22 protein-coding genes and 1 tRNA gene are annotated in these 22,327 nt (G+C 63.0%); 19 read left to right on the top strand and 4 right to left on the bottom strand.

From position 1 onward, the window contains the following. Window positions 1–11 precede the first annotated feature (11 nt). The 5 genes from bamC (at window position 12) to HWQ56_RS23080 (ending at window position 3,867) form a co-directional block, all read left to right on the top strand. On the top strand, window positions 12–1,130 hold the full coding sequence (bamC, locus tag HWQ56_RS23100; RefSeq protein ID WP_158153186.1) for an outer membrane protein assembly factor BamC: 1,119 nt from the start codon (window positions 12–14) through the stop codon (window positions 1,128–1,130). Continuing rightward, a complete protein-coding gene (locus HWQ56_RS23095) occupies window positions 1,131–1,889 on the top strand; it encodes an MBL fold metallo-hydrolase (RefSeq protein ID WP_176571875.1) in 759 nt (252 codons plus the stop codon). A 27-nt stretch (window positions 1,890–1,916) separates the two neighbouring features. Further along, window positions 1,917–2,627 (top strand): phosphoribosylaminoimidazolesuccinocarboxamide synthase, encoded by a 711-nt coding sequence (gene purC / locus HWQ56_RS23090; RefSeq protein ID WP_158153188.1) that lies wholly within the window; start codon window positions 1,917–1,919, stop codon window positions 2,625–2,627. A gap of 93 nt (window positions 2,628–2,720) precedes the next feature. Beyond that, a tRNA-Ser gene (locus HWQ56_RS23085) sits at window positions 2,721–2,810 on the top strand. A 289-nt stretch (window positions 2,811–3,099) separates the two neighbouring features. Beyond that, on the top strand, window positions 3,100–3,867 hold the full coding sequence (locus tag HWQ56_RS23080) for an ABC transporter ATP-binding protein (RefSeq protein WP_158153189.1): 768 nt from the start codon (window positions 3,100–3,102) through the stop codon (window positions 3,865–3,867). 42 nt (window positions 3,868–3,909) lie between these two features. Here HWQ56_RS23080 and HWQ56_RS23075 read toward each other — a convergent pair whose 3' ends face one another. Then, window positions 3,910–5,151: an acyl-CoA dehydrogenase family protein gene (locus tag HWQ56_RS23075; RefSeq protein WP_176571874.1), complete on the bottom strand. Its 1,242-nt coding sequence runs from the start codon at window positions 5,149–5,151 to the stop codon at window positions 3,910–3,912. Window positions 5,152–5,541: 390 nt separating this feature from the next. Between HWQ56_RS23075 and sfnG the strand changes: the two genes are divergently transcribed. The 7 genes from sfnG to HWQ56_RS23040 all read left to right on the top strand — a co-directional run bounded on the left by sfnG (window position 5,542) and on the right by HWQ56_RS23040 (window position 13,453). After that, on the top strand, window positions 5,542–6,642 hold the full coding sequence (sfnG, locus tag HWQ56_RS23070) for a dimethylsulfone monooxygenase SfnG (RefSeq protein WP_158153191.1): 1,101 nt from the start codon (window positions 5,542–5,544) through the stop codon (window positions 6,640–6,642). 9 nt (window positions 6,643–6,651) lie between these two features. Further along, window positions 6,652–7,425: an ABC transporter ATP-binding protein gene (locus tag HWQ56_RS23065; RefSeq protein WP_158153192.1), complete on the top strand. Its 774-nt coding sequence runs from the start codon at window positions 6,652–6,654 to the stop codon at window positions 7,423–7,425. An 18-nt stretch (window positions 7,426–7,443) separates the two neighbouring features. After that, window positions 7,444–8,325, top strand: coding sequence for a branched-chain amino acid ABC transporter permease (locus HWQ56_RS23060; RefSeq protein WP_176571873.1), 882 nt, complete (start codon window positions 7,444–7,446; stop codon window positions 8,323–8,325). Window positions 8,326–8,336: 11 nt separating this feature from the next. After that, a complete protein-coding gene (locus HWQ56_RS23055; protein ID WP_158158585.1) occupies window positions 8,337–9,392 on the top strand; it encodes a branched-chain amino acid ABC transporter permease in 1,056 nt (351 codons plus the stop codon). A gap of 56 nt (window positions 9,393–9,448) precedes the next feature. Beyond that, entirely contained in the window at window positions 9,449–10,774 is a 1,326-nt protein-coding gene (locus HWQ56_RS23050) for an ABC transporter substrate-binding protein (RefSeq protein WP_158158586.1), read from the top strand. A 385-nt stretch (window positions 10,775–11,159) separates the two neighbouring features. Next, a complete protein-coding gene (locus HWQ56_RS23045; protein WP_176571872.1) occupies window positions 11,160–12,764 on the top strand; it encodes a response regulator in 1,605 nt (534 codons plus the stop codon). Next, window positions 12,761–13,453 carry a sensor histidine kinase gene (locus tag HWQ56_RS23040; RefSeq protein ID WP_158158588.1) on the top strand — a complete coding sequence of 231 codons (693 nt, stop codon included), beginning with the start codon at window positions 12,761–12,763 and terminating at the stop codon, window positions 13,451–13,453. The genes HWQ56_RS23045 and HWQ56_RS23040 overlap by 4 nt, the downstream gene beginning before the upstream one ends. Here the strand turns inward: HWQ56_RS23040 and HWQ56_RS23035 are convergent, their stop codons facing one another. Then, a complete protein-coding gene (locus HWQ56_RS23035) occupies window positions 13,454–15,010 on the bottom strand; it encodes a glycosyltransferase family 39 protein (RefSeq protein ID WP_176571871.1) in 1,557 nt (518 codons plus the stop codon). Between the two features lie 164 nt (window positions 15,011–15,174). On the opposite strand from HWQ56_RS23035, the gene mntA reads away from it, so the two are divergent. Continuing rightward, window positions 15,175–15,570, top strand: coding sequence for a type VII toxin-antitoxin system MntA family adenylyltransferase antitoxin (gene mntA / locus HWQ56_RS23030; RefSeq protein ID WP_158158590.1), 396 nt, complete (start codon window positions 15,175–15,177; stop codon window positions 15,568–15,570). 310 nt (window positions 15,571–15,880) lie between these two features. Then, a complete protein-coding gene (yiaY, locus tag HWQ56_RS23025) occupies window positions 15,881–17,029 on the top strand; it encodes an L-threonine dehydrogenase (protein ID WP_158158542.1) in 1,149 nt (382 codons plus the stop codon). An 89-nt stretch (window positions 17,030–17,118) separates the two neighbouring features. On the opposite strand, the gene HWQ56_RS23020 is transcribed toward yiaY, so the two are convergent. Then, window positions 17,119–17,382, bottom strand: coding sequence for a hypothetical protein (locus HWQ56_RS23020; RefSeq protein ID WP_158158543.1), 264 nt, complete (start codon window positions 17,380–17,382; stop codon window positions 17,119–17,121). A 226-nt stretch (window positions 17,383–17,608) separates the two neighbouring features. On the opposite strand from HWQ56_RS23020, the gene HWQ56_RS23015 reads away from it, so the two are divergent. The 4 genes from HWQ56_RS23015 to HWQ56_RS23000 all read left to right on the top strand — a co-directional run bounded on the left by HWQ56_RS23015 (window position 17,609) and on the right by HWQ56_RS23000 (window position 20,767). Further along, window positions 17,609–18,271 (top strand): class I SAM-dependent methyltransferase, encoded by a 663-nt coding sequence (locus tag HWQ56_RS23015; protein ID WP_176571870.1) that lies wholly within the window; start codon window positions 17,609–17,611, stop codon window positions 18,269–18,271. A gap of 82 nt (window positions 18,272–18,353) precedes the next feature. Then, window positions 18,354–19,487, top strand: a complete 1,134-nt coding sequence (gene rnd / locus HWQ56_RS23010; protein ID WP_158158545.1) for a ribonuclease D — start codon at window positions 18,354–18,356, stop codon at window positions 19,485–19,487. After that, window positions 19,484–19,777 (top strand): YcgL domain-containing protein, encoded by a 294-nt coding sequence (locus HWQ56_RS23005; protein WP_158158546.1) that lies wholly within the window; start codon window positions 19,484–19,486, stop codon window positions 19,775–19,777. Before rnd ends, HWQ56_RS23005 begins: the two co-directional genes overlap by 4 nt. A gap of 57 nt (window positions 19,778–19,834) precedes the next feature. Next, complete coding sequence (locus HWQ56_RS23000; protein ID WP_176571869.1) at window positions 19,835–20,767, top strand: D-2-hydroxyacid dehydrogenase; 933 nt, start codon at window positions 19,835–19,837, stop codon at window positions 20,765–20,767. Window positions 20,768–20,829: 62 nt separating this feature from the next. Here the strand turns inward: HWQ56_RS23000 and HWQ56_RS22995 are convergent, their stop codons facing one another. After that, the gene (locus HWQ56_RS22995; RefSeq protein WP_158158548.1) at window positions 20,830–21,423 is read right to left on the bottom strand and encodes a nitroreductase family protein; all 594 of its coding nucleotides are present in this window, start codon (window positions 21,421–21,423) and stop codon (window positions 20,830–20,832) included. A gap of 179 nt (window positions 21,424–21,602) precedes the next feature. Between HWQ56_RS22995 and HWQ56_RS22990 the strand changes: the two genes are divergently transcribed. Next, complete coding sequence (locus HWQ56_RS22990) at window positions 21,603–22,052, top strand: YcgN family cysteine cluster protein (RefSeq protein WP_158158549.1); 450 nt, start codon at window positions 21,603–21,605, stop codon at window positions 22,050–22,052. Window positions 22,053–22,327: the final 275 nt, after the last annotated feature.

Below are 22,327 nucleotides of genomic sequence, written 5' to 3'. Positions count from 1 at the left end.
AAGTACAACGCATGAAGCGATTGGTCGGTCTTTCCGCCCTTGCCGTGGTGATTTCGAGCACCAGCGGTTGCAGTTGGCTGTGGGGCGAAAACGGTTACTTCCGTGACCGTGGCAGTGATTACCTTGAGGCCCGTCAGACGGCGCCCATGCAGACGCCGCCCGATGTGCAGGTGACCAAGCGCCTGGATCCGCTGTTGCCGATCCCGCGCAACGTCGCCGACGAAGCCCAGCGCAGCGGCGAATATGAAGTTCCGCGCCCGCTGCCGTTGCAGGCCAGCCAGGAAGCTACCGACTACACCTTGCAGAAGAATGGCGAGTCGCGCTGGATTCTGTCCGCGCACCCGCCGGCCGAAACCTGGCCGGTGGCCCACCAGTTCTTTGAAGACAACGGTTTCCGCATCGCCGACGAGCGCCCGCAGACCGGTGAGTTCACCACCAGCTGGCAGCGTTTCGATGAATTGTCCGCCGCCATGGCCAAGCGCTTGCAAGGCGCGGCTAGCAACGGCGACGGCGAAGCCCGTGTGCGTGTGCGCATCGAGCCCGGCGTGCAACGCAACACCAGCGAAGTCTACGTGACCACCGTGTCGCGCCCGGCCGGCAGCAGCGCCGATGTCGACTTCCCGAAAATGCCTGGCAACAGCGGCACCGACCTGGCCCTGGTCGACGAGGTGCTGGCCAGCATGACCCGCAGCGCCCAGAAGGGTGGTTCGGTATCGCTGCTCGCGGCCCGTGATTTCGATGCCCCTAGCCGCGTCGCCCTGAGCGAAGACGGCAGTGGCAACCCGGTGCTCAACGTCGGCTCCGACCTGGACCGCGCCTGGTCCAGCGTGGGGCGCGCCCTGGACCACGGCCAGTGGAAGGTGGAAGACATCAACCGCAGCCTGGGCCTGTACTACATCAACCTGGCGGAAAAACCCGTCAAGAAGGATGACCAGCCTGGCTTCTTCAGCCGCCTGTTCGGCAGCGAGCCGAGCAAGGAAGAGGTCGAAGCCCGTGCCGAGCGTTATCAGGTGCGCCTGAGCAAGGTGGGCGAGAACGTCCAGGTCACCGTCGAGAAGAACATCAACACCGTGGCCCCGGCTGACGTCGCCCGCCGTGTGTTGAGCGTGATCCAGGACAACCTGGGTTAAGTGCGCTTCGCCATTCTCGGTAGCGGTAGCCAAGGGAATGGCACGCTGGTCCAATACCAAGGCACCCACGTGCTGGTCGACTGCGGTTTCTCCTTGCGCGAAACCGAGCGTCGGCTCGCGCGGCTGGGGGTCAACCCCGAACAATTGAGCGCCATCCTGGTGACCCACGAACATGCCGACCACGTGCATGGCGTGGGTTTGCTGTCTCGGCGCTACAATATCCCGGTGTACCTCAGCCGCGGCACCCTGCGTGCGCTGCGCAAGCCGCTGGAGCCAACGGGTTTCGTGGCCTGCGGCGACGTACTGGAAATCGGCGCGCTGGCCATCAACGTGGTGGGCGTGGCGCACGATGCGCTGGAACCGACCCAGTACGTGTTCAGCAACGGCCAGCGGCGCCTGGGCGTGCTGACCGACCTGGGGTCGTATTGCGGGCGTGTCATGGACAGTTATCAGGACCTCGACGCCTTGGTGATCGAGTCCAACCATTGCCGCGACCTGCTCGCCAGGGGGCATTACCCCCAGTTTCTCAAGTTGCGGGTGGGCGGCGCCTTTGGGCATTTGAACAACCACCAGGCGGCAAACCTGGTGTCGGAGCTGGGCTGGCAAAACCTGCAACACCTGGTGCTGGCCCACCTCAGCAGCAAGAACAACCTGCCGCAGCTGGCCCGGCAATGTTTCGTCGACACCTTGGGGTGCGACCCGGACTGGCTGCAACTGGCCGATCAAGATTCAGGGCTCGACTGGCGCGAAATCGCCTAGCCCACCTACCTGCAAGCGGAGCCCATCATGGAAAAACGTGAAGAACTCTACCGTGGCAAAGCCAAGTCGGTTTACAAGACCGACGACGCCGACCGCCTGATCCTGCTGTTTCGCAACGACACCTCGGCGTTCGATGGCAAGCGCATCGAACAGCTGGACCGCAAGGGCATGGTGAACAACAAGTTCAACGCCTTCATCATGCAGAAGCTGGAAGAAGCGGGTATTCCTACCCAGTTCGACAAGCTGCTGGGCGACAACGAGTGCCTGGTCAAGAAGCTGGACATGATCCCGGTCGAGTGCGTGGTGCGCAACTACGCCGCCGGCAGCCTGGTCAAGCGCCTGGGCGTGGAAGAAGGCCTGAAGCTGAACCCGTACACCTTCGAACTGTTCCTGAAAGACGACGCCAAGGGCGACCCGTTCATCAACGAATCCCACGTGGTGGCGTTCGGCTGGGGTACCGCCGAGCAGCTGGCGAAAATGAAAGAGCTGTCGCTGAAGGTCAACGACGTGCTGAACAAGCTCTTCGATGACGCCGGCCTGCTGCTGGTGGACTTCAAACTGGAATTCGGCCTGTTCCACGGTGAGATCGTCCTCGGCGACGAGTTCAGCCCCGACGGCTGCCGCCTGTGGGACAAGGACACCAAGAAAAAGATGGACAAGGACCGCTTCCGCCAGGGTCTGGGCGACGTGATCGAAGCCTACGAAGAAGTCGCCAAGCGCCTGGGCGTGCCGCTCTAACCGCGGCCGCGCACGCAAGCGCCTGATACCACGCGAATTTTTTTCACAAAAGGCTTCGCCTTTTCAAAAAGTGCTGGTATCATGCGCGCCACTGGAGAGATGCCGGAGTGGCCGAACGGGACGGATTCGAAATCCGTTGTACTGGCGACAGTACCTAGGGTTCAAATCCCTATCTCTCCGCCATATTACGTAGAGCCCCGCAGATTAACGTCTGCGGGGCTTTTTCGTTTTCGGAATATGGTCCTCTTTTACCTGATCCCTGTCCCCCTGATTCCAGTCAGGGGGACGCCCTCCGCCTTGTTTTCCTGGCCCTGCAGGTCTGACCGCAGGGGAACAACTCGACAACACTTTGTTTCGCTGCAAACACCGTCATTGCGCCTCCTGCCTGCGCGGGCTCATACCACCTGTGGCGTAGGGCGACTGGCATGATCCCTGCTGTACCACTGGGATCACGGCTTAAAGGAACTCCACCATGCCCAGCGCTGCGCAACCGTTGCCCACCCCCTCTGGCCTGCTACGGGTCGATGACATCGAGGTGATCTACGACGGCGCGATTCTGGCCGTCGCCGGCGTTTCATTGCGGGTTGAACAGGGTACGATTGTCGCACTGTTGGGTGCCAATGGCGCTGGCAAAAGCACGACCCTCAGTGCCATTTCGGGCCTGCTGCAGGCTGAGCGTGCGCGCGTCAGCCGTGGCAGCATTCATTTCCGCCAGGCCGAATCGACCCGCACTGCGCCCAGCCAGTTGGCGTACCAGGGCATAGCTCATGTGCTGGAAGGGCGCCATGTATTCGCCCACCTGACCGTTGAGGAAAACCTGCGTACCGGTGGCTTCCTGCGCAACCCTTCGCGCAAGCAACTGGCCGCGGATGTCGAACAGGTGTACACCTGGTTTCCGCGCCTGAAAACCAAACGCACGACGTTGGCGGGACTGACCTCCGGGGGCGAGCAACAGATGCTTGCGATCGGTCGCGCGCTGATGACCCGGCCGTCGTTGGTGCTGCTTGACGAGCCGTCGATGGGGCTGGCGCCGATTATCGTCGATGAGATTTTCGAGATCATCGCGCAGCTGAACCAGCGCGAAGGGGTGAGCTTTCTGGTGGCTGAGCAGAACCTCAACGTGGTCCTGCGTCATGCCCATTACGGCTACGTGCTGGAAAATGGCCGGGTCGCCCATGAGGGGCCAGCCGAGCTACTGGCGAGCAGCGACGACTTGCATCGTTTCTACCTGGGGGCCTGACGGAGCCTACGTGGGGCCTGAACGCTTCAGGCCCCGCCTGGATCACTGCTGTTTGATACCTCCGCCGATCTGCCACACGGTTGGCGGCTCAGTACCGTTGATTTCCCAGTCGCCGACGATGCGTTCCTTGTAGATAACCGGGTTGTGCGACGCCGCCGTGCGGGCGTTGCGCCAATGGCGGTCGAGTTGCTTGGCGGTACTGGTCCCCGAAGCGCCCAGGGTGTTGAACAAATCGCTGGTGGCGCGCAGCACCAACTCGATGGCCGCGACCTGGGCTTGGGCGGACTCCAGTTCAGCGGCAATATTGGCTTCCCGCTCGGCGCTTTCGTCCGCGCCGAAGCGCGCGAGGTAGGCGCGCTGGGAGGCGTCACCCGCACGCAGGGTTGCGGCCTCGGCCGCGTACACCTGGGCCGAGGCTTTGCCGATCACTTGCTGGATCTGTGGGTCCTGGCTTACCGCAGGGGCGTTACCGTGGCTGAAAATACGCTTGCGCTGCTGGGTCTCGTGAACGAAGTCGCGCACCGCTGCGCGCCCTGAGCCGCTGATGACCGCCAGCAACACTAGTTGGTAGAAGGCGGTCTGATACTTGAAGCGTGTGGCGAAGTCGATGATGTTTTCTGCCTCGACCACCGCATTGGTGAAGGTCGAAGTGCCGCTGCCGGTGGTGCGTTGGCCAAAGCCGTCCCAGTCGTCGGTCTGCTGGATGCCGGGCTGGCGGGTTCGCACGGCGGCGATCACGTCGGCGCCCGTGTCGTCGCGGCGGGCGAAGAGGTCGATCCAGTCGGAAAACAGGCTACCGGTGCTGTAGTACTTGGTGCCATTGACCACCCACTGGTCACCCTGGCGCGAGACGCGGGTAATGACGTCGCCGATTTTCACGCTGCCGACTTCGGTCCAGGCATTGCCCACCAGTTCGCCGTCGACGAAGCGTTTGAACCAGACATCCTGGGCACTACTGGCGTGCGCGTTGAGGCGGTCCTCGACAAAGGCGAAGTGCGCGCGCAACGCTTGGGGCAGGTTGGAGTCGGCCTCGGCAAGTTCGATCAGCAACTGCAGCAATTGGGGCAGCGAGGCACCTGCACCGCCGTGCTCGACAGGCACGCGTACGGCGCCGAAGCCGGCGGTTTTCAGCCACTGGATCGGCTCATGGGGCAATTGCCTGCCCAACTCGCGGTCCAGCGCACCGGCGGCAATGCGCTGGAATATCGGACGAAAGCGCGCGGCCAGCGCGGCATAGTCGGTGCCGGTGGAAAGAGCGGGCAGTGAATGGGCTTGAGCGGTCATGGAGGGGTTCCTGCGCAATAGGGAATGGGTGCGTGAGCAAGGGCCTGCACGCGCTTGCCGAGGGGGATTGCACAGGTCGTGCCGAGCGTTGAATGCCGCTATCTACGGGGCCGGCGGGGGCGGTCGACGGTGCAACGCTGTCGCGGTGGTGCGCAGTTTGCTGAAGCGGTGTTGCACCACCAACATCACCCGGCCAGGCGCCAGGACTGTGTGCTGTTCGCCAGCCAACAGTCGATCAACAGGCTGAGCGCGAACCGACAACCGGCGTGTCGTGGATTCTCCTCTATCACTTTGAAAACAAACGATTTTTATCATTGGCATGGTTACTGCTGAAGGCGTTGAGGCGAGGCGTTCGAGCAGGGCGCCCGGTTAATTCCTGGAGGACACAGCATGAGCCAAACCCCAATCAAATTCGCGTACTGGGTGCCCAACGTGAGCGGTGGCCTGGTGGTCAGTAAAATCGAGCAGCGCACCAGCTGGGACATCGACTACAACCGCAAGCTGGCGCAGATCGCCGAGCGCTCGGGGTTCGATTACGCCCTGTCGCAAATCCGCTTCACCGCTGGCTATGGCGCCGACAACCAGCACGAATCCGTTGCCATCAGCCATGCGTTGTTGGCGGCCACGGAAACACTGAAAGTGATCGCGGCAATTTTGCCTGGCCCTTGGACGCCAGCGTTGGCGGCCAAGCAACTGGCCACGATCGATCAATTCACCGCGGGTCGGGTTGCGGTGAATATCGTCTCCGGGTGGTTCAAGGGTGAGTTTCGGGCCATCGGCGAGCCGTGGCTGGACCACGATGAGCGCTATCGCCGTTCCGAGGAGTTCATCCGCTGCCTGAAGGGCATCTGGACCGAGGACAGTTTCAGCTTCCATGGCGATTTCTATCGTTTCCACGACTACAACCTAAAGCCCAAGCCCATTCAGCGCCCCCATCCGGAAATTTTTCAGGGCGGCAGCTCGCGGGCGGCGCGGGACATGGCTTCAAGGGTCTCCGACTGGTATTTCACCAATGGCAACAGTGTCGCCGGGATCAAGGCGCAGGTCGATGACATTCGCGCCAAGGCTGCAGCCAACGGGCACGCGGTGAAAATCGGCGTCAACGCCTTCATCATCGCCCGCGAGACCGAGGCAGAGGCGCGCGCGGTGCTCGCCGAGATCATCGACAAAGCCGACCCCGAGGCCGTCAATGGCTTTGGCAGCGAGGCCAAGCACGCTGGTGCCGCAAGCCCTGAAGGCGAGGGCAACTGGGCCAAGTCCAGCTTCGAGGACCTGGTGCAATACAACGACGGGTTCAAGACCAACCTCATCGGCACGCCTCGGCAGATCGCCGAGCGCATCGTCGCCTTGAAAGCCGTGGGCGTGGATTTGATTTTGTCCGGGTTCCTTCATTTCCAGGAAGAGGTCGAGTACTTCGGCAAGCACGTATTGCCGCTGGTGCGTGAGCTGGAGCAGGCCCAGGCCCAGGCCCAAACCGGCGTGCCCGCCTGAGGAGCCATCATGTCGACAGCGCCATTGCTGGAGTTGCGGGGCATCAACTTGTCGTTCAAGGGCGTCAAGGCTATCAACGATATTGGCTTCAGCGTCGCAGCCGGTGAGATCTGCGCCTTGATCGGACCCAACGGCGCGGGCAAAAGCTCGCTGCTCAACATCATCAATGGCGTGTACCGGGCTCAGCAAGGGCACATTCATTTCGACGGCCAACTGCGGCGGCAGATGCATCCCTACGCTGCTGCCAGGGCAGGCATCGCCCGCACCTTCCAGAACATAGCGTTATTCAAGGGCATGAGCGTGCTCGACAACGTACTCACCGGCCGTACCTTGCAGCGTCGCAGCACGTGGCTGGAGCAGGCGTTGCGCATCGGTCGGGCCAGCCGTGAAGACGTGACTCAGCAGGCTGCGGCAGACAAGGTGATTCGATTCATGCACCTGGAGCCATGGCGCGATACCCCGGTTGGCACCTTGCCCTACGGCCTGCAGAAACGCGTGGAATTGGCGCGCGCCCTGGCAGCGGAGCCCCGCTTGCTGCTGCTCGATGAGCCCATGGCGGGGATGAACGCCCAGGAGAAAGGCGAGATGAGCGACTACATACTCGAGATCAACCGCGCATTCGGTACCACGGTGGTGTTGATCGAGCATGACATGAGCGTAGTCATGGGTATTTCCCACCATGTGGTGGTGCTCGACTACGGTCGCAAGATCGCCGACGGCACCCCTGAACAGGTGCGCCGGGACCCGCACGTGATCGCCGCCTACCTGGGCAGCCGCCATTGACGTTTGGAGACGATGGGCATGGAGTTTTTTCTGGAGGTCTTTATCGGTGGCTTGTTGGCCGGGGTGATGTACGCGTTGGTCGCCATCGGCTTTGTGCTGATCTACAAGGCGTCCGGGGTATTCAATTTCGCCCAGGGCGCCATGGTGCTGTTCGCTGCGTTGACGTTCGTCAGCCTGCTGGAGCGCGGCATACCGTTCTGGTTGGCGTTCCTGCTCACGCTGGTGGCGATGATCGTTCTGGCGCTGGCGATCGAGCGCGCGGTGCTGCGGCCGTTGACCGGACGCTCGCCCACCACCCTGTTCATGGCCACTTTGGGCCTTGCCTACATCATTGAAGGGGCGGCGCAGCTGTTTTGGGGGGCGCAGGTGCATGGCCTGGAACTGGGCATCGACGATGTGCCGCTGGAGATTGGTGGCCTGCTGCTGTCGCAGTTCGACCTGTTTGCCGCAGCCACGGCGGCACTGTTGGTGCTGGTGTTGTCGGTGCTGTTCAACCGCACCCGCATAGGCCTTGCCTTGCGCGCGGTGGCAGACGATACCAAGGCGGCAATGGCCATCGGCATTCAATTGCCGCGGATCTGGGCGGTGGTGTGGGCCGTCGCCGGCTTCGTCGGCCTGGTGGCGGGCTTGCTCTGGGGGGCGCGGTTGGGGGTGCAGTTCTCGTTGTCGCTGGTGGTGCTCAAGGCCTTGCCAGTGCTGATCATTGGCGGCTTTACCTCGATTACCGGGGCCATCGTGGGCGGGCTGGTGATCGGTGCGTCGGAAAAAGTGGCGGAGGTGTATGTGGGCCCGATTATCGGCGGTGGTATCGAGAACTGGTTCCCCTATGTATTGGCATTGTTGTTCCTGCTGGTACGGCCGGCAGGCATTTTTGGTGAGCGCGCCATCGAGCGTGTTTGAGGAGCGTTGCCATGCTTTACCAAGAAACGGAGCGGACAGCCGATACCACAGGGCGCCGGCTTTTCAATAGCGAGCGCCTGTGGTGGCTGGCGCTGCTCGGCTTCGCCTTTGTGGGCGTTCCCTGGCTGGGCAACGACTACTGGCTCAGCGCCATTCTGATTCCGTTCCTGGTGCTGTCGCTGGCGGGCCTGGGGCTGAACCTGCTGACCGGCTACGCCGGGCAGTTGTCGCTCGGCGCTGCTGCCTTCATGGCAGTGGGCGCGTTTGCGGCCTACAACTTCGAAGTGCGCGTGCCGGGCATGCCGTTGTTACTGAGCCTGGTGCTGGGCGGTATCACGGCGGCTGCCGTAGCTTGGGTGTTCGGCCTGCCGAGCCTGCGGATCAAAGGGTTCTACTTGCTGGTGTCAACCCTCGCGGCGCAGTTCTTCGTTGAATGGGTATTGACGCGGTTCAACTGGTTCACCAACGACAGCGCTTCAGGTGTGATCACCGCGCCCCCGCTGCGCATCGCCGGGCAGGATCTGGGGTCTCCCGCCGGCCGCTATCTGCTGACCCTGTCTGTGGTCAGCGCCTTGTTCTGGTTGGCCAACAATGTGGTGCGCAGTGAGTTGGGCCGCCATTGGATGGCCGTGCGTGACATGGACACGGCGGCGGCCGTGATGGGCATCGCGCTGTTGAGGACCAAACTGCTGGCGTTCGCCATCAGTGGCTTCTTCCTCGGCGTGGCCGGTGGCTTATGGGCATTTACTTACCTGGGTACCGTCGAGCCCCATGGTTTCGACCTCAGCCGTTCGTTTCAGATTCTGTTCATCGTGATCATCGGTGGCCTGGGCAGCCTGCTAGGGAATTTTCTGGGGGCGGCTTTTATCGTGTTGTTCCCCATTCTGTTGTCCAACCTGGCCATGGCCTTGCCTGAAGGCCTGATCGCTGCGGGGCAGTTGGAGAACCTGCAGAAGATCGTGTTCGGCGCGCTCATCATTCTGTTCCTGATCAAAGAGCCAGAGGGGCTGGCACGCCTCTGGAAACGCTTTCGCGAGCGCGCACGGCGAGGGCTGCTGCGCTACTGAGCGAACTTCCGACAACGGGCGTCCGCCCGCGTCCCCAACCCATAAGGAATACCCTGATGTCGACCCGTTCCGTCCTCGGTCGCCTTGCGCTGACCGTGAGCCTCGTCGCGGCTGCACTGAATGTGCAAGCGGCCAATGAACAGTATTTCCCCTTGCAGAGTTACCGCGTCGGCCCCTACGCCGCGGGTGGTACCGGCTTCTTCGGCGGCTTTATCGACTACATGAAGTACGTGAATGCCCAAGGTGGGGTCAATGGCGTGAAGTTGACCTGGAGCGAATGCGAGACCGAGTACATCGTGGAGAAAGGCGTGGAGTGCTATGAGCGCCTGAAAAACGGCCTGGACGGCGCCCCGGCCGCTGCCACCAACCCGCTTTCGGTGGGCATCGCCTATGCGACGCTGGAACGGTCCACCGCTGACAGGTTGCCACTGATCACCATCAACCACGGCCGCACCGATTCCACTGACGGCAGCGTGTTCCCCTACGTGTTTCCGTTGCAGTTGAACCCTTACTCCGAGGTGTCGGCGATCATCAACTGGATCGCCGAGCAATCCGGCAGCCTGGACGGGCTCAAAGGCAAGAAGATCGTCACCCTGTACCATGGCTCGCCGTACGGCAAGGAAACCAATGAAGTGCTGCAGACCTTGGCGGGTAAGTACGGTTTCGAACTGACCTTGCTCGAAGTGCCGCACCCAGGCACTGAACAGCAATCCCAGTGGCTGAATATCCGCCGCATCAAGCCCGACTGGGTAATACTGCGCGGGTGGGGCGTGATGAACCCAGTCGCGCTCAAGACCGCGCAGAAAGTCGGTTACCCGGCTGACCATATCATCGGCAATATCTGGAGCAATTCAGAAGAAGACGCGGCACCCGCGGGGGCTGCGGCCAAGGGGTTCATCTCGATTACCACGCACCCGTCAGGGACTGGCTTCCCAGTGCTGCAAGGGATCAAGAAGGAGGTGCTGGACAAGGGCGAAGGCGATCTGGCCGATCCCAAACGTTTCGGCACCGTGTACTACAACCTGGGTGTGGTAAACGGCATCCTCAACGTCGAAGCCCTGCGCATTGCCCAGGCCAGGTTTGGCGACAAGCCGCTGACCGGGGAGCAGGTGCGTTGGGGCTTCGAGCACTTGAACCTTGACGACGCACGGCTTACGGCGCTGGGAGCCAAGGGGTTGGTACAACCGCTGAAGCTGTCCTGTGCCGATCACGAAGGCGGCGGCGCGGTTAAATTCCAGCAGTGGGACGGGCAGAAGTGGAACGTTATCAGCGATTGGGTGCAGGCGGATCGGGCGCTGCTGCGGCCGATCATCGAGGCCTCGTCCCACAAGTACGCCGAGGAGAAGCGCATCACGCCGCGTGATTGCAGCAAGGAGAGTTGAGCGGCGGGCAATCAGTAGACAAGGCACTTGTTCAGAGTGCCTTTTTCATGGGCGATCAATTGGATGAGCGTGGCGGACGCCTCCCGGGCAGAGCCCGGTCCACATTCGCTGCAACGTGCCGTGGCCTGCCGCGAAAGCCCGGCACAACCTCGCTATTTCGCCTACTTTTATCAAGGCCTTGCGGTAATCGCACGCAATGCGGCGGTTAGTGGCTAAATAATGGCATTTGCGGTGTGACCCAGCCCTGTGCTTCATGGTCCCACAGAGTGGCGCAAAGGCACGTATTTCATGAGGTCACCACCTCTAGAAAATCCACCCCATGCCGATAGCCCACGTATTGGAAAGCCCCCGCGGGCTCATATTCATTCCCCCAACGGGATCGCGCATGCTGGCGTACAACCAAAAATCGTTTCTCATCGTCGACGACTTCTCCGATTTCCGCAGCTCCGTGCGCTCCATGCTGCGTGAGTTGGGCGTGAAGGATGTGGACACGGCGGACACCGGTGAACAGGCGCTGAAGGCGTGCGCGCAGAAGCGCTACGATTTCGTGCTGCACGATTTCAACCTGGGCGATGGCAAGAAGAACGGCCAGCAGGTGCTCGAAGACCTGATGCTCGACAAGCTGCTCAGCCACGAAAGCGTATTCATCATGGTCACTGCCGAGAATAGCCAGGCCATGGTGATGAGCGCCCTGGAATGGGAGCCCGACGCCTACCTGACCAAGCCCTTCAACCGTGCCGGGCTGGCCCAGCGCCTGGAAAAGCTGGTGCAGCGCAAGACCCTGCTCAAGCCGATTCTGCAGGCCCTGGACAAAGGCCAGCCGATGGAGGTGCTGGCCGCCTGCACGCGCCTGACCCAGGAAGATGCCCGGTACGCGCCGTTGTGCCACCGCTACAAGGCCGAGGCCCTGCGCGACCTGAACCAGCATGAGCCGTTGGAAGCCTTCCTCAAGACCATTTTGGCCGATCGCCCCACACCGTGGGCTTTCGGTGCCCTGGGCAATTTGCTGTTCAAGCGCAAAAAGCTCACGGAAGCCCAGGATGTGTACGAGCGTGCCCTGAAGACGTTCCTCATGTTGCCGGCGCTCTACGACGGTTTGGCCGACGTGCTGGTTGCGCGCAACGAGGTCAAGCGCGCCCAGCAGGTGCTGGAAGACGCGGTGAAATTGTCGCCCCTGGCCGTGCGCCGCCAGAGCTTGCTGGGCAAGCTGGCCATGGAAAACCAGGATTTCGACAGCGCCTCGCGGGCGTTCCGCCAGGCGGTCAGCCAGGGCCAGTATTCGCGATTCAAGAACCCCGAGACCAACCTGGGCTTTGCCCAGGCGTTGATCAGCAAGGGCGGGGACGCGGGGCTGGACGCACGCAGCCGGGTGGAGTTGAACCAGACCCTGACCGATGTCGCCAAGGACAACGGTGACGACCAGGGCATTCAGGTGCGCACGCGCCTGATCAAGGCCACCAGCCTGCAGCGCTCCAACCCGGAAGAGGCCGCCAAGCTGGCTGAGGAGGCCGTCACGCGCCTGCAGAGCATGGACCAATTTCTCAGCGCTGACGCCGCCTTGTCGGTGGCCGCGCAGCTGCAGAACCTGGGGCAGGACGAAGCCGGCGTCGGCGTGCTCAAGAGCTGCGCGGAAATCTATGGCGACGACCCGCAGGTGATGCAGAACATCGCCAAGCAGACCGATGACCCGGCTATCCTCGGGTCCAACAAGATTGCCATCGACTACAACCAGCAGGGCGTGCGCGCCTACCGCGAAGGGCGTTTCGTCGAGGCTCAGCAACTGTTCCGCCAGGCCCTGGCGCTGCAACCGAAGAACATCAGTATCGCCCTCAACCTGGCCCAGGGCCTGCTGCACGCCAAGGGCGTGCCGATCACCGGCGCGGGCCTGGAGGAATGCCGGGCCTGCCTGCGCACCGTGGGCCACATGCCCGAAAGCGATGTTCGCTTCGAGCGTTATCAGAAACTGCGGAACAGGGCGTTTGGCGCATGAGCGAAAACAACAGCGGCCTGGACTTTTCCATGGTCATCGCTTCCATCGTGCATGACATGAAGAACTCCCTGTCGTCGGTCATGACCGCCCACGGCAAGTGGTCCCAGAGCCTGCCCGAAGCCCAGCGCGACACCCCGGAGCGTGGGGTCATCGACTACGAATTCGCCAACCTCAACGGCATGATGGTGCAACTGCTGGGGCTGTACAAGCTGGGGGTCAACCAGTTGCCGCTGCGCCCCGAATACCACGAGATGGACGACTTCATCGAAGCGCAGTTGGCCTGGCACCAGGAAGTGCTGGGCAGCCGCGGCATCAGCGCCAGCTATGACGTGGACGTGCTGTGCCCGCTGGGGTTTTTCGATCGCGAGCTGGTGGGCTCGGTAGTGGCCAACGTGATCATCAACGCTATCCGCTTTGCCCGTGGGGCCATTCACATCAGTGCGTGGGAGGAGGACGGGCAATTGGTACTGGGCATCAACGATGACGGTCCCGGCTACCCGCCAGCCCTGATCGAGTCGCAGTCGGCCTATGTGCAGGGCATCAACTCGGTCAGCGGCAGCACCGGCCTTGGCCTGTATTTTGCCGCGCGCATTGCCGAGCGCCATGAGCGCAACGGCGTGGTGGGGCGGGTGGAACTGGCGAACGGTGGCACGTTGGGCGGCGGTTACTTCAAGCTCTACCTGCCCTGATCAAGGCCGTTCGTATAGCCGTGCCTCAGTGTCGCCGACCACGGTCTGGTCAACCTTGCGCCACTGGGAGGGGATCGAGGCGAAGTCGTCGGTGTCACCAGTACCGCTGATCAACCACACCCGTTGGTGGTCCCGGGGCAGGTCGTTCAGGGCATCCACGTAGATCCGCTCAGCCTCTTCATCCACCAGGTTGCCGAAGCCGTAGTCAGTCGGACGGCCGCTGCTGCCGTCCGCCTTGGGCGGCGTGTAGAGCAGCGGTTCGGCGCCCGTGGTGTTGTAGTACAGGTAGCCGAAATACCAGAACAGGTCGCTGACCACGATGCGGTCGCCCGCTTGATAGCGCTGGTTGACGAACGCCACCATCTTGTCGAACTGGTCATCGTCCACGTCATAGTTGCGCTGCAGCCCCACCGCTTGCACGGCAACGAATGCGATCACCGCGGTCAGCGCCAGCTTGCGCGAATGACGAGCCAGGCGGTCGGCGGCGATGCCCAGCACCAAGGGCAGGCCCATGGCCGAGAACATCATGTAGCGGTCCACCAGCAAGGGTGTCTTGAACGAGATCAGGAAGATCACCAGTAACGGCAGCGTGCTGTAGATCACCAGCAGCGACGGCAGCCGCAGGGGATGCCGATCGCTGTACAGCACCCACCCGACGATAGCGCCCAGCAGCAAAGGCAGGCCAGCGAACAACGCCACCGGCAGGTCGAAGCCGTCGCTGAGGATCAGGTATTGCCAGACCATGGAGGGCAGCGAGCCCAGGGTCACGTCACTGATCCAGCCTACGTCGTTGCCGGCGGCCAGTTCCGGCACGTGCTGCACCAGGTCGGCCAGGCTGGGGATCCAGGGCACATACAGTGCCACGATGGCCACGTTGGCCAGCCACCACGCCGGGCGCTGAACCAGCCGGTTGCCCCCGCCACGCAACAGCGCCAGGTACGCCCAATGGGCCAGCACGCACAGGCTGGTGAAGTAATGGGTGTAGAAACTGGCGGTCATCAGCAGCACGTACGCCACCAGGAAACCGTTGCGGCGCGGGTGCTTTACCCAATAGACGAGCGCCAGGGTGGCACCCATCAGCCACATGCCCATCAACGGGTACATGCGAATTTCCTGGCTGTAGTGCACGGCGATCGGCAACAGTGCCAGCATCAGCCCGCCCAGCAACGCCGCGCGCCGCCCGGCTGCCAGCTGCGTCAGCCACACCCCCAGGCCCACACTGACGATGCCGGGCAGGGCGCTGATCACCCGAATGGAAAACAGGCCGTTGCCGAACAGGGCCATCCAGCCATGTAGGACCAGGTAATACAGTGGGGGGTGTACGTCATGGCCGGCGTGGGCCCAGATCTGCGAGGGAGGGTAGGCGCTGATCACCAGGCTGGAGCCTTCGTCGCACCAGATCGCCGAAGCCGTCAGCTGGTACAGGCGCGCCAGGGTGGCCAGCAGCATGATCGGCCAGAACCACAGGCCGGCCGGTGCCTGGCCCAGCAGCCGCAGCCAGGCCTGGCGCGGCAGGCGCTGCAGTTCGATGAGGGGCGGCTCTTTCTGGGCGTTCATCTTTCCTCCGTCCGGGAGACTACAAAGATAGCGCCGGCTTTGTTCTTCTGATGGTCGATATCCTAGCAGCCGGCGCGGCTTGTGTAAGTGTCCGGAAGAGACCGAACGGGCAGCCGTCAGCGCGGGGCGTGCCTTATCGGGCAAAACGTGCTTGGATACGCTTCATGAACATGGAAAAGATTATTGAAAGGCTCCAACAGCGTTTGCCAGCGTTGCAGGCTATCTATTGTTTTGGCAGCCAGTCCAGCGGCCATGCCGGGCCCGATAGCGATCTAGACCTTGCGGTGCTGCTGCCGACGTCGGCTGACCCTGTCGCACTCTGGGAGTTGGCAGGGGAGCTTGCCGATTTGGCGGGGTGTGCGGTCGACCTTGTCGATTTGCGCTCTGCGAGTACGATCATGCAGTTTCAGGTCATCACCACTGGAGAGCGGCTCTGGGGTCAGAACTTGGCCGCCGGGCTGTTCGAGTGCTTCGTCGTCAGTGAGAAATGGGCGCTCGATGCCGCCAGGGCAGGAGTGTTGTCGGATATCTTGAAGGACGGAAGCGTTTATGGTCGATGAAGCGCACTGGCGCTGATTGCACAAGCCGGTTGGGTAGATGAAACGCTATCCTCCAACCTCAAGAACATGGACGATTTCCTGATTTTCACCCGTGAGGTACTTCAGAAGGACGCCTCCCGCTCCTGAACGACAGCGCAGGCCCCCTGTTGGCCTGCCGCCGGGTGTACTACCAAAGCACCCCCTCCATCCCCCCCAAAGCACCATTCTTCCCCCACCCCCGCGCGCCTAGCATTGATCCAGCAACGAGCTCGCCTGATGAACCGCAACCTCGGCCCGGCCCTGGGCCACCCACAATAAAAGAGGATCAATCATGAGCAGCACTTTCTTCATTCCCTCCGTGAACATGATGGGTATCGGCAGCCTCGACGAAGCAGTGGTCGCCATTCGCAAATATGGCTTTCGCAAGGCCCTGATCGTCACCGATGCTGGCCTGGCCAAGGCCGGAGTGGCCGACAAGGTGGCGGGCCTGCTGGCCGAGCAAGACATCAATGCCACCCTCTTCGACGGCGCCCAGCCCAACCCCACCGTAAGCAACGTCGAGAACGGTCTGGCCGCGCTGAAACAGTCGGGCAGCGATTTCATCATTTCCCTGGGCGGTGGTTCGCCCCACGACTGCGCCAAAGGCATCGCCCTGTGCGCCACCAACGGCGGCCATATCAGTGAGTACGAAGGTGTCGACCAGTCGGCCAAGCCGCAACTGCCGTTGATTGCCATCAATACCACGGCCGGCACGGCCAGCGAGATGACCCGGTTCTGCATCATCACCGATGAAACCCGCCACGTGAAGATGGCCATCGTCGACCGCAACGTCACGCCGCTGCTGTCGGTGAACGACCCTGCGCTGATGGCCAAGATGCCCAAGGGGCTCACCGCGGCCACCGGCATGGACGCCCTGACCCACGCCGTGGAGGCCTATGTTTCCACCGCCGCCACGCCGATCACCGACGCCTGCGCACTCAAGGCAGTGCAGCTGATTGCCGCCAACCTGCGCACGGCCGTGGCCCAGGGCGACGACATGACCGCCCGGGAAAACATGGCCTATGCGCAGTTCCTGGCGGGCATGGCCTTCAACAACGCCTCCCTGGGCTACGTGCATGCCATGGCCCACCAGCTGGGTGGTTTCTATGACCTGCCCCATGGGGTGTGCAACGCGGTGCTGCTGCCCCACGTGGAAAGCTTCAACGCCAGCGTCTGCCCGGCGCGCCTGAAAGACGTTGCCACGGCCATGGGCGTCGACACCCAGGGGCTGGACGATGAAAAGGGCGCCGCCGCCGCGATCGCCGCCATTCGCGCGTTGTCCGCCGACATTGGTATTCCCGGTGGGCTGGCCGAGTTGGGCGCCAAGGCGGATGACATTCCTACCTTGGCCGCGAATGCGATGAAGGATGCGTGCGGCTTCACCAACCCGCGCACCGCCACCCAGGGCGAGATCGAGCAGATCTTCCATACCGCGATGTAACGCCGCGTTGCAGGGGCCCCGAAAGAAAAAGCCCGCAATGATTTCATTGCGGGCTTTTCGTCGGGGGGCGGACTTGTCCACCCCGTCACTTACTGATCAAACCCCGCCCCCGCCCCGCGGGTGCCTGGGTATTCCAATTGCTGCACGATGCGGTCCTTGGCCAGCAAACGTTTCTCCTTGAGTTTCTTCACCTCGTCATCCGGGGCGGCGGCGGATTCGGCCTTGAGCACATCTGCGTCAATGGCGTCGTAGTCGTTCAGCAGCTTGCTGAGCCTGTCATCGCTTTTCCTGCGGGTTTCGACCTCTTCGCGAGTGAGTTTCAAGTCCTCGTACAGATTGTGTTTGACCGGCATTCTCGTCACCTCTGCTGGGTTTGTGGGCCTAGGTTGAGACTATTGAGGATAGCCTTGATTCCATCGGCCGGCCGGGCCAACCGCTGGGGTGGGCATGGGGGGAGGGAGCCGTGGTGAAAAAAGCCCGGAGTTTGCTGACGTTTTTTTCACATTGGATTGACCCGCATTTAACTCCCACGGCGCTAAGGTGACGTCTCACCCTGGCCTTTCCGAGCGCTCGTCATTCATGTCGTTGCCACCTTCGCACCGCGGTTCCGGTCAACTGTACGCTGCAGCACCGCCCCATTCGGGCCTGGCCGGACGCCTGCAACAATGGCGTGAAGCCCAGTTGGCGCGCCAGTGCCTGGATGCCGCCGGGGAGCCCGGGCTGGTGTTGGACCTGCCCTGTGGCAGCGGTCGTTTCTGGCCGGTGCTGGCGGAACACGCCAACCGCGTCATTCTCGCCGCCGACCATGACCCCGACCAGCTCAGCCTGGCCATGAGCGGCTCACCTGCCGCGCTGTCCGCCCGGGTGGCCCCGCTCAAGGCCAGCGCCGAGGCCATCAGCCTGGGCAACAACGCGGTGGACTGCATTTTCTGCATGCGCTGGTTCCACCATGTGCCCAGCAGCGCGCAACGCCTCAGCGTGTTGCGCGAATTCCACCGGGTCAGCCGGGACACGGTGATCATTTCCCTGTGGGTGGACGGCAACTTCCGCGCCTGGCGTCGGCGCCGGCTGGAGCAGCGCCGCCTCGATGCCGGGCAGGGCAGTGACCGCCACAACCGATTCGTGGTACCCCGGGCGCAGATCGAAGCCGAATTTCGCCAGGCGGGGTTCGCCATTGTCGACCATCATGACCTGGTCCCGGGCTACGCCATGTGGCGGACCTACGTGCTGCGCAAGGCTTGATCCGCATCGCCTTTGTCGATGGAATGCCCAGTAACCGTCGGGGTCGATATATACTGCGCGCCATTGTTCGAGGGAGAGCCTTGTGGCCATCGATATTCACTGGATTCGCGACGACGAAAGCCTGGCCCGGCAGTGTGCCGAATGGCAGCGTCTGCCGTACGTTGCACTCGACACCGAGTTCATGCGGGTCGACACCTTTTACCCGATAGCCGGCTTGATCCAGATTGGCGACGGCGCTGGCGCCTGGCTGATCGACCCGTTGACCATCCAGCAGTGGCAACCACTGGCGCAGTTGCTGGAAAACCCTGCCGTGATCAAGGTAGTGCATGCCTGCAGCGAAGACCTTGAAGTGCTGCTGCGTCTCACCGGCAGCCTGCCGGCGCCGCTGTTCGACACCCAGCTGGCCGCTGCCTACCTGAACCTGGGTTTCTCCATGGGCTATTCGCGCCTGGTACAGGCCGTGCTCGACATCGAGCTGCCCAAGGGCGAGACCCGTTCCGACTGGCTGCAGCGGCCGTTGTCGGACACCCAGGTCAGCTATGCCGCCGAAGACGCGGTGCACCTGGCTGAAGTCTACGAAAAGCTGCGCCCGCAATTGTCCGACGACAAGTACGCCTGGGTGCTGGAAGATGGCAGCGAACTGGTGGCGCAACTGCGCCGCGAAGTGGACCCGTACGAAATCTACCGTGAGGCCAAGCTGGCCTGGAAGCTGTCCCGTCAGCAACTGGCCGTGCTGCGCGAGCTGTGCGCCTGGCGCGAGCGCGAGGCCCGCGCCCGCGACCTGCCGCGCAACCGCATCCTGCGCGAGCATTCGTTGTGGCCCCTGGCCCGTACCCAACCGGACAACCTCGGTGCCCTGGCCAAGATCGAAGACATGCACCCGCGCACCGTGCGCCAGGACGGCGAGTTCCTGCTCACGCTGATCAAGGACGCCGGCAGCGTGCCGCCCGAGCAATGGCCGCCAGCCCTGCCTGAGCCGTTGCCGATCGAAGCGGCGGGCGTGCTCAAGCAACTGCGCGCCATCGGCCAGGCCGAAGGCGAGCGCCTGGGCATCGCCCCGGAAGTGATGCTGCGCAAGAAAACCCTCGAAGCCCTGCTCAAGAGCGGCTACCCCGACGGCCCCTATCAATTGCCTGACACACTGCGTGGCTGGCGCCGCGAGCTCATGGGCCAGGCCCTGCTCCAGGCCCTGGCAGGCGCAGGAGAGACACCATGAAACGCATTTGCTCCATCTACAAAAGCCCGCGCAAGAACGAGATGTACCTGTATGTGCTCAAAAGCGACGCCCTGGCGCGCGTGCCCGACGGCCTGTTGACCGTGTTTGGCAAGCCCGTGCATGCCTTCGACATGGTACTGACCCCGGAACGCACCCTGGCCCGCGAAGACATTACCCAGGTGCTGGCCAACCTGGACAGCCAGGGTTACCACCTGCAGATGCCGCCGCCTGAAGAAGAGTACATCGAGCACCTGCCCGAAGAGCTGTTGCGTCGCAACGATCCGGTCTGACCGTCACACCCGGCAGTCGTCCGTGGGGCGGGCAGGGTTTTCAAGGGTTTTTCAAGCATGCGGGTTCTGATCGCAGAACAGGATTACGCCCTTTACGCGCAGTTGTTGCGTGAAGCGGCGCCGGACGTAGATGTTCTCACCAGCGGGGATTCGGCCGAACTGTCGAAACTGGCTGCCGACTGCCCCGTGTGGCTGGGCCAGCCAGACCTGCTGGGTACCCTGCTGCGCCAAGGGCACCAGCCCCAGTGGTTGCAGTCCACCTGGGCGGGCATCACGCCGTTGCTGTTGCCCGGCCTGCCACGCCACTACCGCTTGACCCGCGCCGTGGGCATTTTTGGCCAGGTGATGGCCGAGTACATGCTGACCTACATGCTGGGCCACGAGCGTGAGGTGCTGGCGCGCCTGGTAGCCCAGGTGGAGCGCAAGTGGGATAGCCGCCCGGGGCGCAGCCTGGAAGGGCGGCGCGTGCTGATCGTGGGTGCCGGCGACATCGGCCAGCGGGTAGCGGAGTTTCTGCTGCCCTTTGGCGTGACGCTGTATGGCATTGCCAGCAGCCCGCGTGAGCAGGCGCCCTTCGTCGACGTGCTGGGCCTGGATGCCCTGGGGGAGAAGGTGGGTCAGGTGGACTACGTGATCAACCTTCTGCCCGATACGCCGGCGACCCAGGATATCTACGACGCTGCGCTGTTCGCCCGCTTCAACCCGGATGCCTTGTTCATCAACGCCGGGCGGGGCGTGGCGGTGGTCGATGCCGACCTGGTGGAAGCGCTGAAACAAGGTCACCTGGCCGGCGCGGTGATCGATGTCTGCCGCCAGGAGCCGCTCCCCCAACGTCATCCGTTCTGGACTGCCTGGGGCCTGCTATTGACCGGGCACAGCTCGGCACCCACGTCACCCCTGGCGATGGTGCGTTTGTTCGTGGAAAACCTGCGCAACTACAGCGCTGGCCAGCCACTGCGCGGCGAAGTGGACTTCGCCCGGGGCTACTGAGCCCCTTCGGGGCGCTGCAAGTGGGGGGCACGCCACTTGCAGCTTCATCCCTTCGGGATGGCCTACAGGGTGAAGTCGCCTTCGGCAGCCAGTTCGCTCAGCGGGCGGCGTGGGCTGGGCAATTCGCGTGCTTGCAGGTGTTCGGCCAGGCTGGCCTTGTCACCGAGTTTGCCGATGGCGATGGCAGCGTGCAGCTCGTAACCTTCCGGCACCTTGAGCTCCTTGCGGGCCAGTGCCTTGTCGAAACCGGCCATGCCGTGGGTGTGCCAGCCGCTCAGGCTGGCTTGCAGCGCCAGGTGGCCCCAGGCGGCACCGGTGTCGAAGGTGTGCCACAGGGCGGGCGTTTCTTCCGTGGCCCCCGGTGCGGTGAAGGTGGTCTTGGACAGGATGATCACCAGTGCCGACGCGTGCTGCGCCCAGCTGCGGTTGAACTCGTTCAGCAGGCCCAGGTAACGCTCCCAGTTCGGCGTGCCGCGGCGGGCGAACAGAAAGCGCCATGGCTGCGAGTTGTACGCCGAAGGCGCCCAGCGTGCCGCCTCAAGGAAGCTGAGCAGGGTTTCTTCCGAGATGTTTTCGTCACTGAAGGCGCGTGGCGACCAGCGGTTGATGAACTGCTCGTGGATGCCGAGCTCGGCGATACGCGGGTTAACACTCATGAACGCTTCCTACGAAGTTGAGGGAAAACAGCGAAACTACTGCGCCAAGGCCCTCGCTGACAAGTGAAGTGTTCGACCGGATGTCGCCGGCGCTTGGCCCGCGGGCCTTACAGCACTAGACTGGCGGCCTTTTCAGCCGGCTGCCGGCGAAATGCATCTCGATACAGGACACCTGCAACATGGCTACGCATATCGACCCCTTCTGGCGCACCAAGACCCTCGACCAGCTCACCCCGGTGGAGTGGGAGTCGCTGTGCGATGGCTGCGGGTTATGCTGCTTGCAGAAACTGGAAGATGAAGACGATCACAGCGTCTACTACACCCGCATCGCCTGCCAATTGCTGGACCTCAAGACCTGTCAGTGCACCGACTACCCCAACCGCAAGGCCAAGGTCCCGGACTGCATCCAGCTCACCCCAGGGCAGGCCGACCAGTTCAAATGGCTGCCGCCGACCTGCGGTTACCGGCTGGTCAGCGAGCGCAAGGACCTTCCCAGCTGGCACCACCTGGTGTGTGGTGACCGCAAGCGCGTGCACAAGAAGCACATCTCCCAGTCGGGGCGCATGCTCAGTGAGAAGGATGTGGACGAGGATGACTGGGAAGACTACCTGATCTTCCGCGCCGGCTGATCAGCGGCCGCGTCCCGAGCGCTGCGGAGTGTCAGGCCCACCGCATCTGCCTCGACGCGGCCAGGTCCGCTGCTACACGAACCGCGGACCCGGCCGCGTCCCTGGCGCCGCGGAGTATCAGGCCTACCGTATCTGCCTCGACGCGGCCAGGTCCGCTGCTACACGAACCGACGTAGCAGCGGACCCGGCCGCGTCCCGAGCGCTGCGGAGTGTCAGGCCCACCGTATCTGCCTCGACGCGGCCAGGTCCGCTGCTACACGAACCGACGTAGCAGC

Origin of the sequence: Pseudomonas eucalypticola, from assembly GCF_013374995.1 — a bacterium.
GTDB classification, from domain to species: domain Bacteria; phylum Pseudomonadota; class Gammaproteobacteria; order Pseudomonadales; family Pseudomonadaceae; genus Aquipseudomonas; species Aquipseudomonas eucalypticola.
Note: the sequence above shows the minus strand (reverse complement) of the source record. Positions and strands in the feature narration are given on the sequence as shown.

What these genes read in the sequence shown, in the direction of transcription:
- bamC (WP_158153186.1), top strand. Translation starts at nt 12, where the DNA reads ATGAAGCGATTGGTCGGTCTTTCCGCCCTTGCCGTGGTGATTTCGAGC.
- purC (WP_158153188.1), top strand. Translation starts at nt 1,917, where the DNA reads ATGGAAAAACGTGAAGAACTCTACCGTGGCAAAGCCAAGTCGGTTTAC.
- HWQ56_RS23080 (WP_158153189.1), top strand. Translation starts at nt 3,100, where the DNA reads ATGCCCAGCGCTGCGCAACCGTTGCCCACCCCCTCTGGCCTGCTACGG.
- HWQ56_RS23075 (WP_176571874.1), bottom strand. Translation starts at nt 5,151, where the DNA reads ATGACCGCTCAAGCCCATTCACTGCCCGCTCTTTCCACCGGCACCGAC.
- sfnG (WP_158153191.1), top strand. Translation starts at nt 5,542, where the DNA reads ATGAGCCAAACCCCAATCAAATTCGCGTACTGGGTGCCCAACGTGAGC.
- HWQ56_RS23065 (WP_158153192.1), top strand. Translation starts at nt 6,652, where the DNA reads ATGTCGACAGCGCCATTGCTGGAGTTGCGGGGCATCAACTTGTCGTTC.
- HWQ56_RS23060 (WP_176571873.1), top strand. Translation starts at nt 7,444, where the DNA reads ATGGAGTTTTTTCTGGAGGTCTTTATCGGTGGCTTGTTGGCCGGGGTG.
- HWQ56_RS23055 (WP_158158585.1), top strand. Translation starts at nt 8,337, where the DNA reads ATGCTTTACCAAGAAACGGAGCGGACAGCCGATACCACAGGGCGCCGG.
- HWQ56_RS23050 (WP_158158586.1), top strand. Translation starts at nt 9,449, where the DNA reads ATGTCGACCCGTTCCGTCCTCGGTCGCCTTGCGCTGACCGTGAGCCTC.
- HWQ56_RS23045 (WP_176571872.1), top strand. Translation starts at nt 11,160, where the DNA reads ATGCTGGCGTACAACCAAAAATCGTTTCTCATCGTCGACGACTTCTCC.
- HWQ56_RS23040 (WP_158158588.1), top strand. Translation starts at nt 12,761, where the DNA reads ATGAGCGAAAACAACAGCGGCCTGGACTTTTCCATGGTCATCGCTTCC.
- HWQ56_RS23035 (WP_176571871.1), bottom strand. Translation starts at nt 15,010, where the DNA reads ATGAACGCCCAGAAAGAGCCGCCCCTCATCGAACTGCAGCGCCTGCCG.
- mntA (WP_158158590.1), top strand. Translation starts at nt 15,175, where the DNA reads ATGAACATGGAAAAGATTATTGAAAGGCTCCAACAGCGTTTGCCAGCG.
- yiaY (WP_158158542.1), top strand. Translation starts at nt 15,881, where the DNA reads ATGAGCAGCACTTTCTTCATTCCCTCCGTGAACATGATGGGTATCGGC.
- HWQ56_RS23020 (WP_158158543.1), bottom strand. Translation starts at nt 17,382, where the DNA reads ATGCCGGTCAAACACAATCTGTACGAGGACTTGAAACTCACTCGCGAA.
- HWQ56_RS23015 (WP_176571870.1), top strand. Translation starts at nt 17,609, where the DNA reads ATGTCGTTGCCACCTTCGCACCGCGGTTCCGGTCAACTGTACGCTGCA.
- HWQ56_RS23005 (WP_158158546.1), top strand. Translation starts at nt 19,484, where the DNA reads ATGAAACGCATTTGCTCCATCTACAAAAGCCCGCGCAAGAACGAGATG.
- HWQ56_RS23000 (WP_176571869.1), top strand. Translation starts at nt 19,835, where the DNA reads ATGCGGGTTCTGATCGCAGAACAGGATTACGCCCTTTACGCGCAGTTG.
- HWQ56_RS22995 (WP_158158548.1), bottom strand. Translation starts at nt 21,423, where the DNA reads ATGAGTGTTAACCCGCGTATCGCCGAGCTCGGCATCCACGAGCAGTTC.
- HWQ56_RS22990 (WP_158158549.1), top strand. Translation starts at nt 21,603, where the DNA reads ATGGCTACGCATATCGACCCCTTCTGGCGCACCAAGACCCTCGACCAG.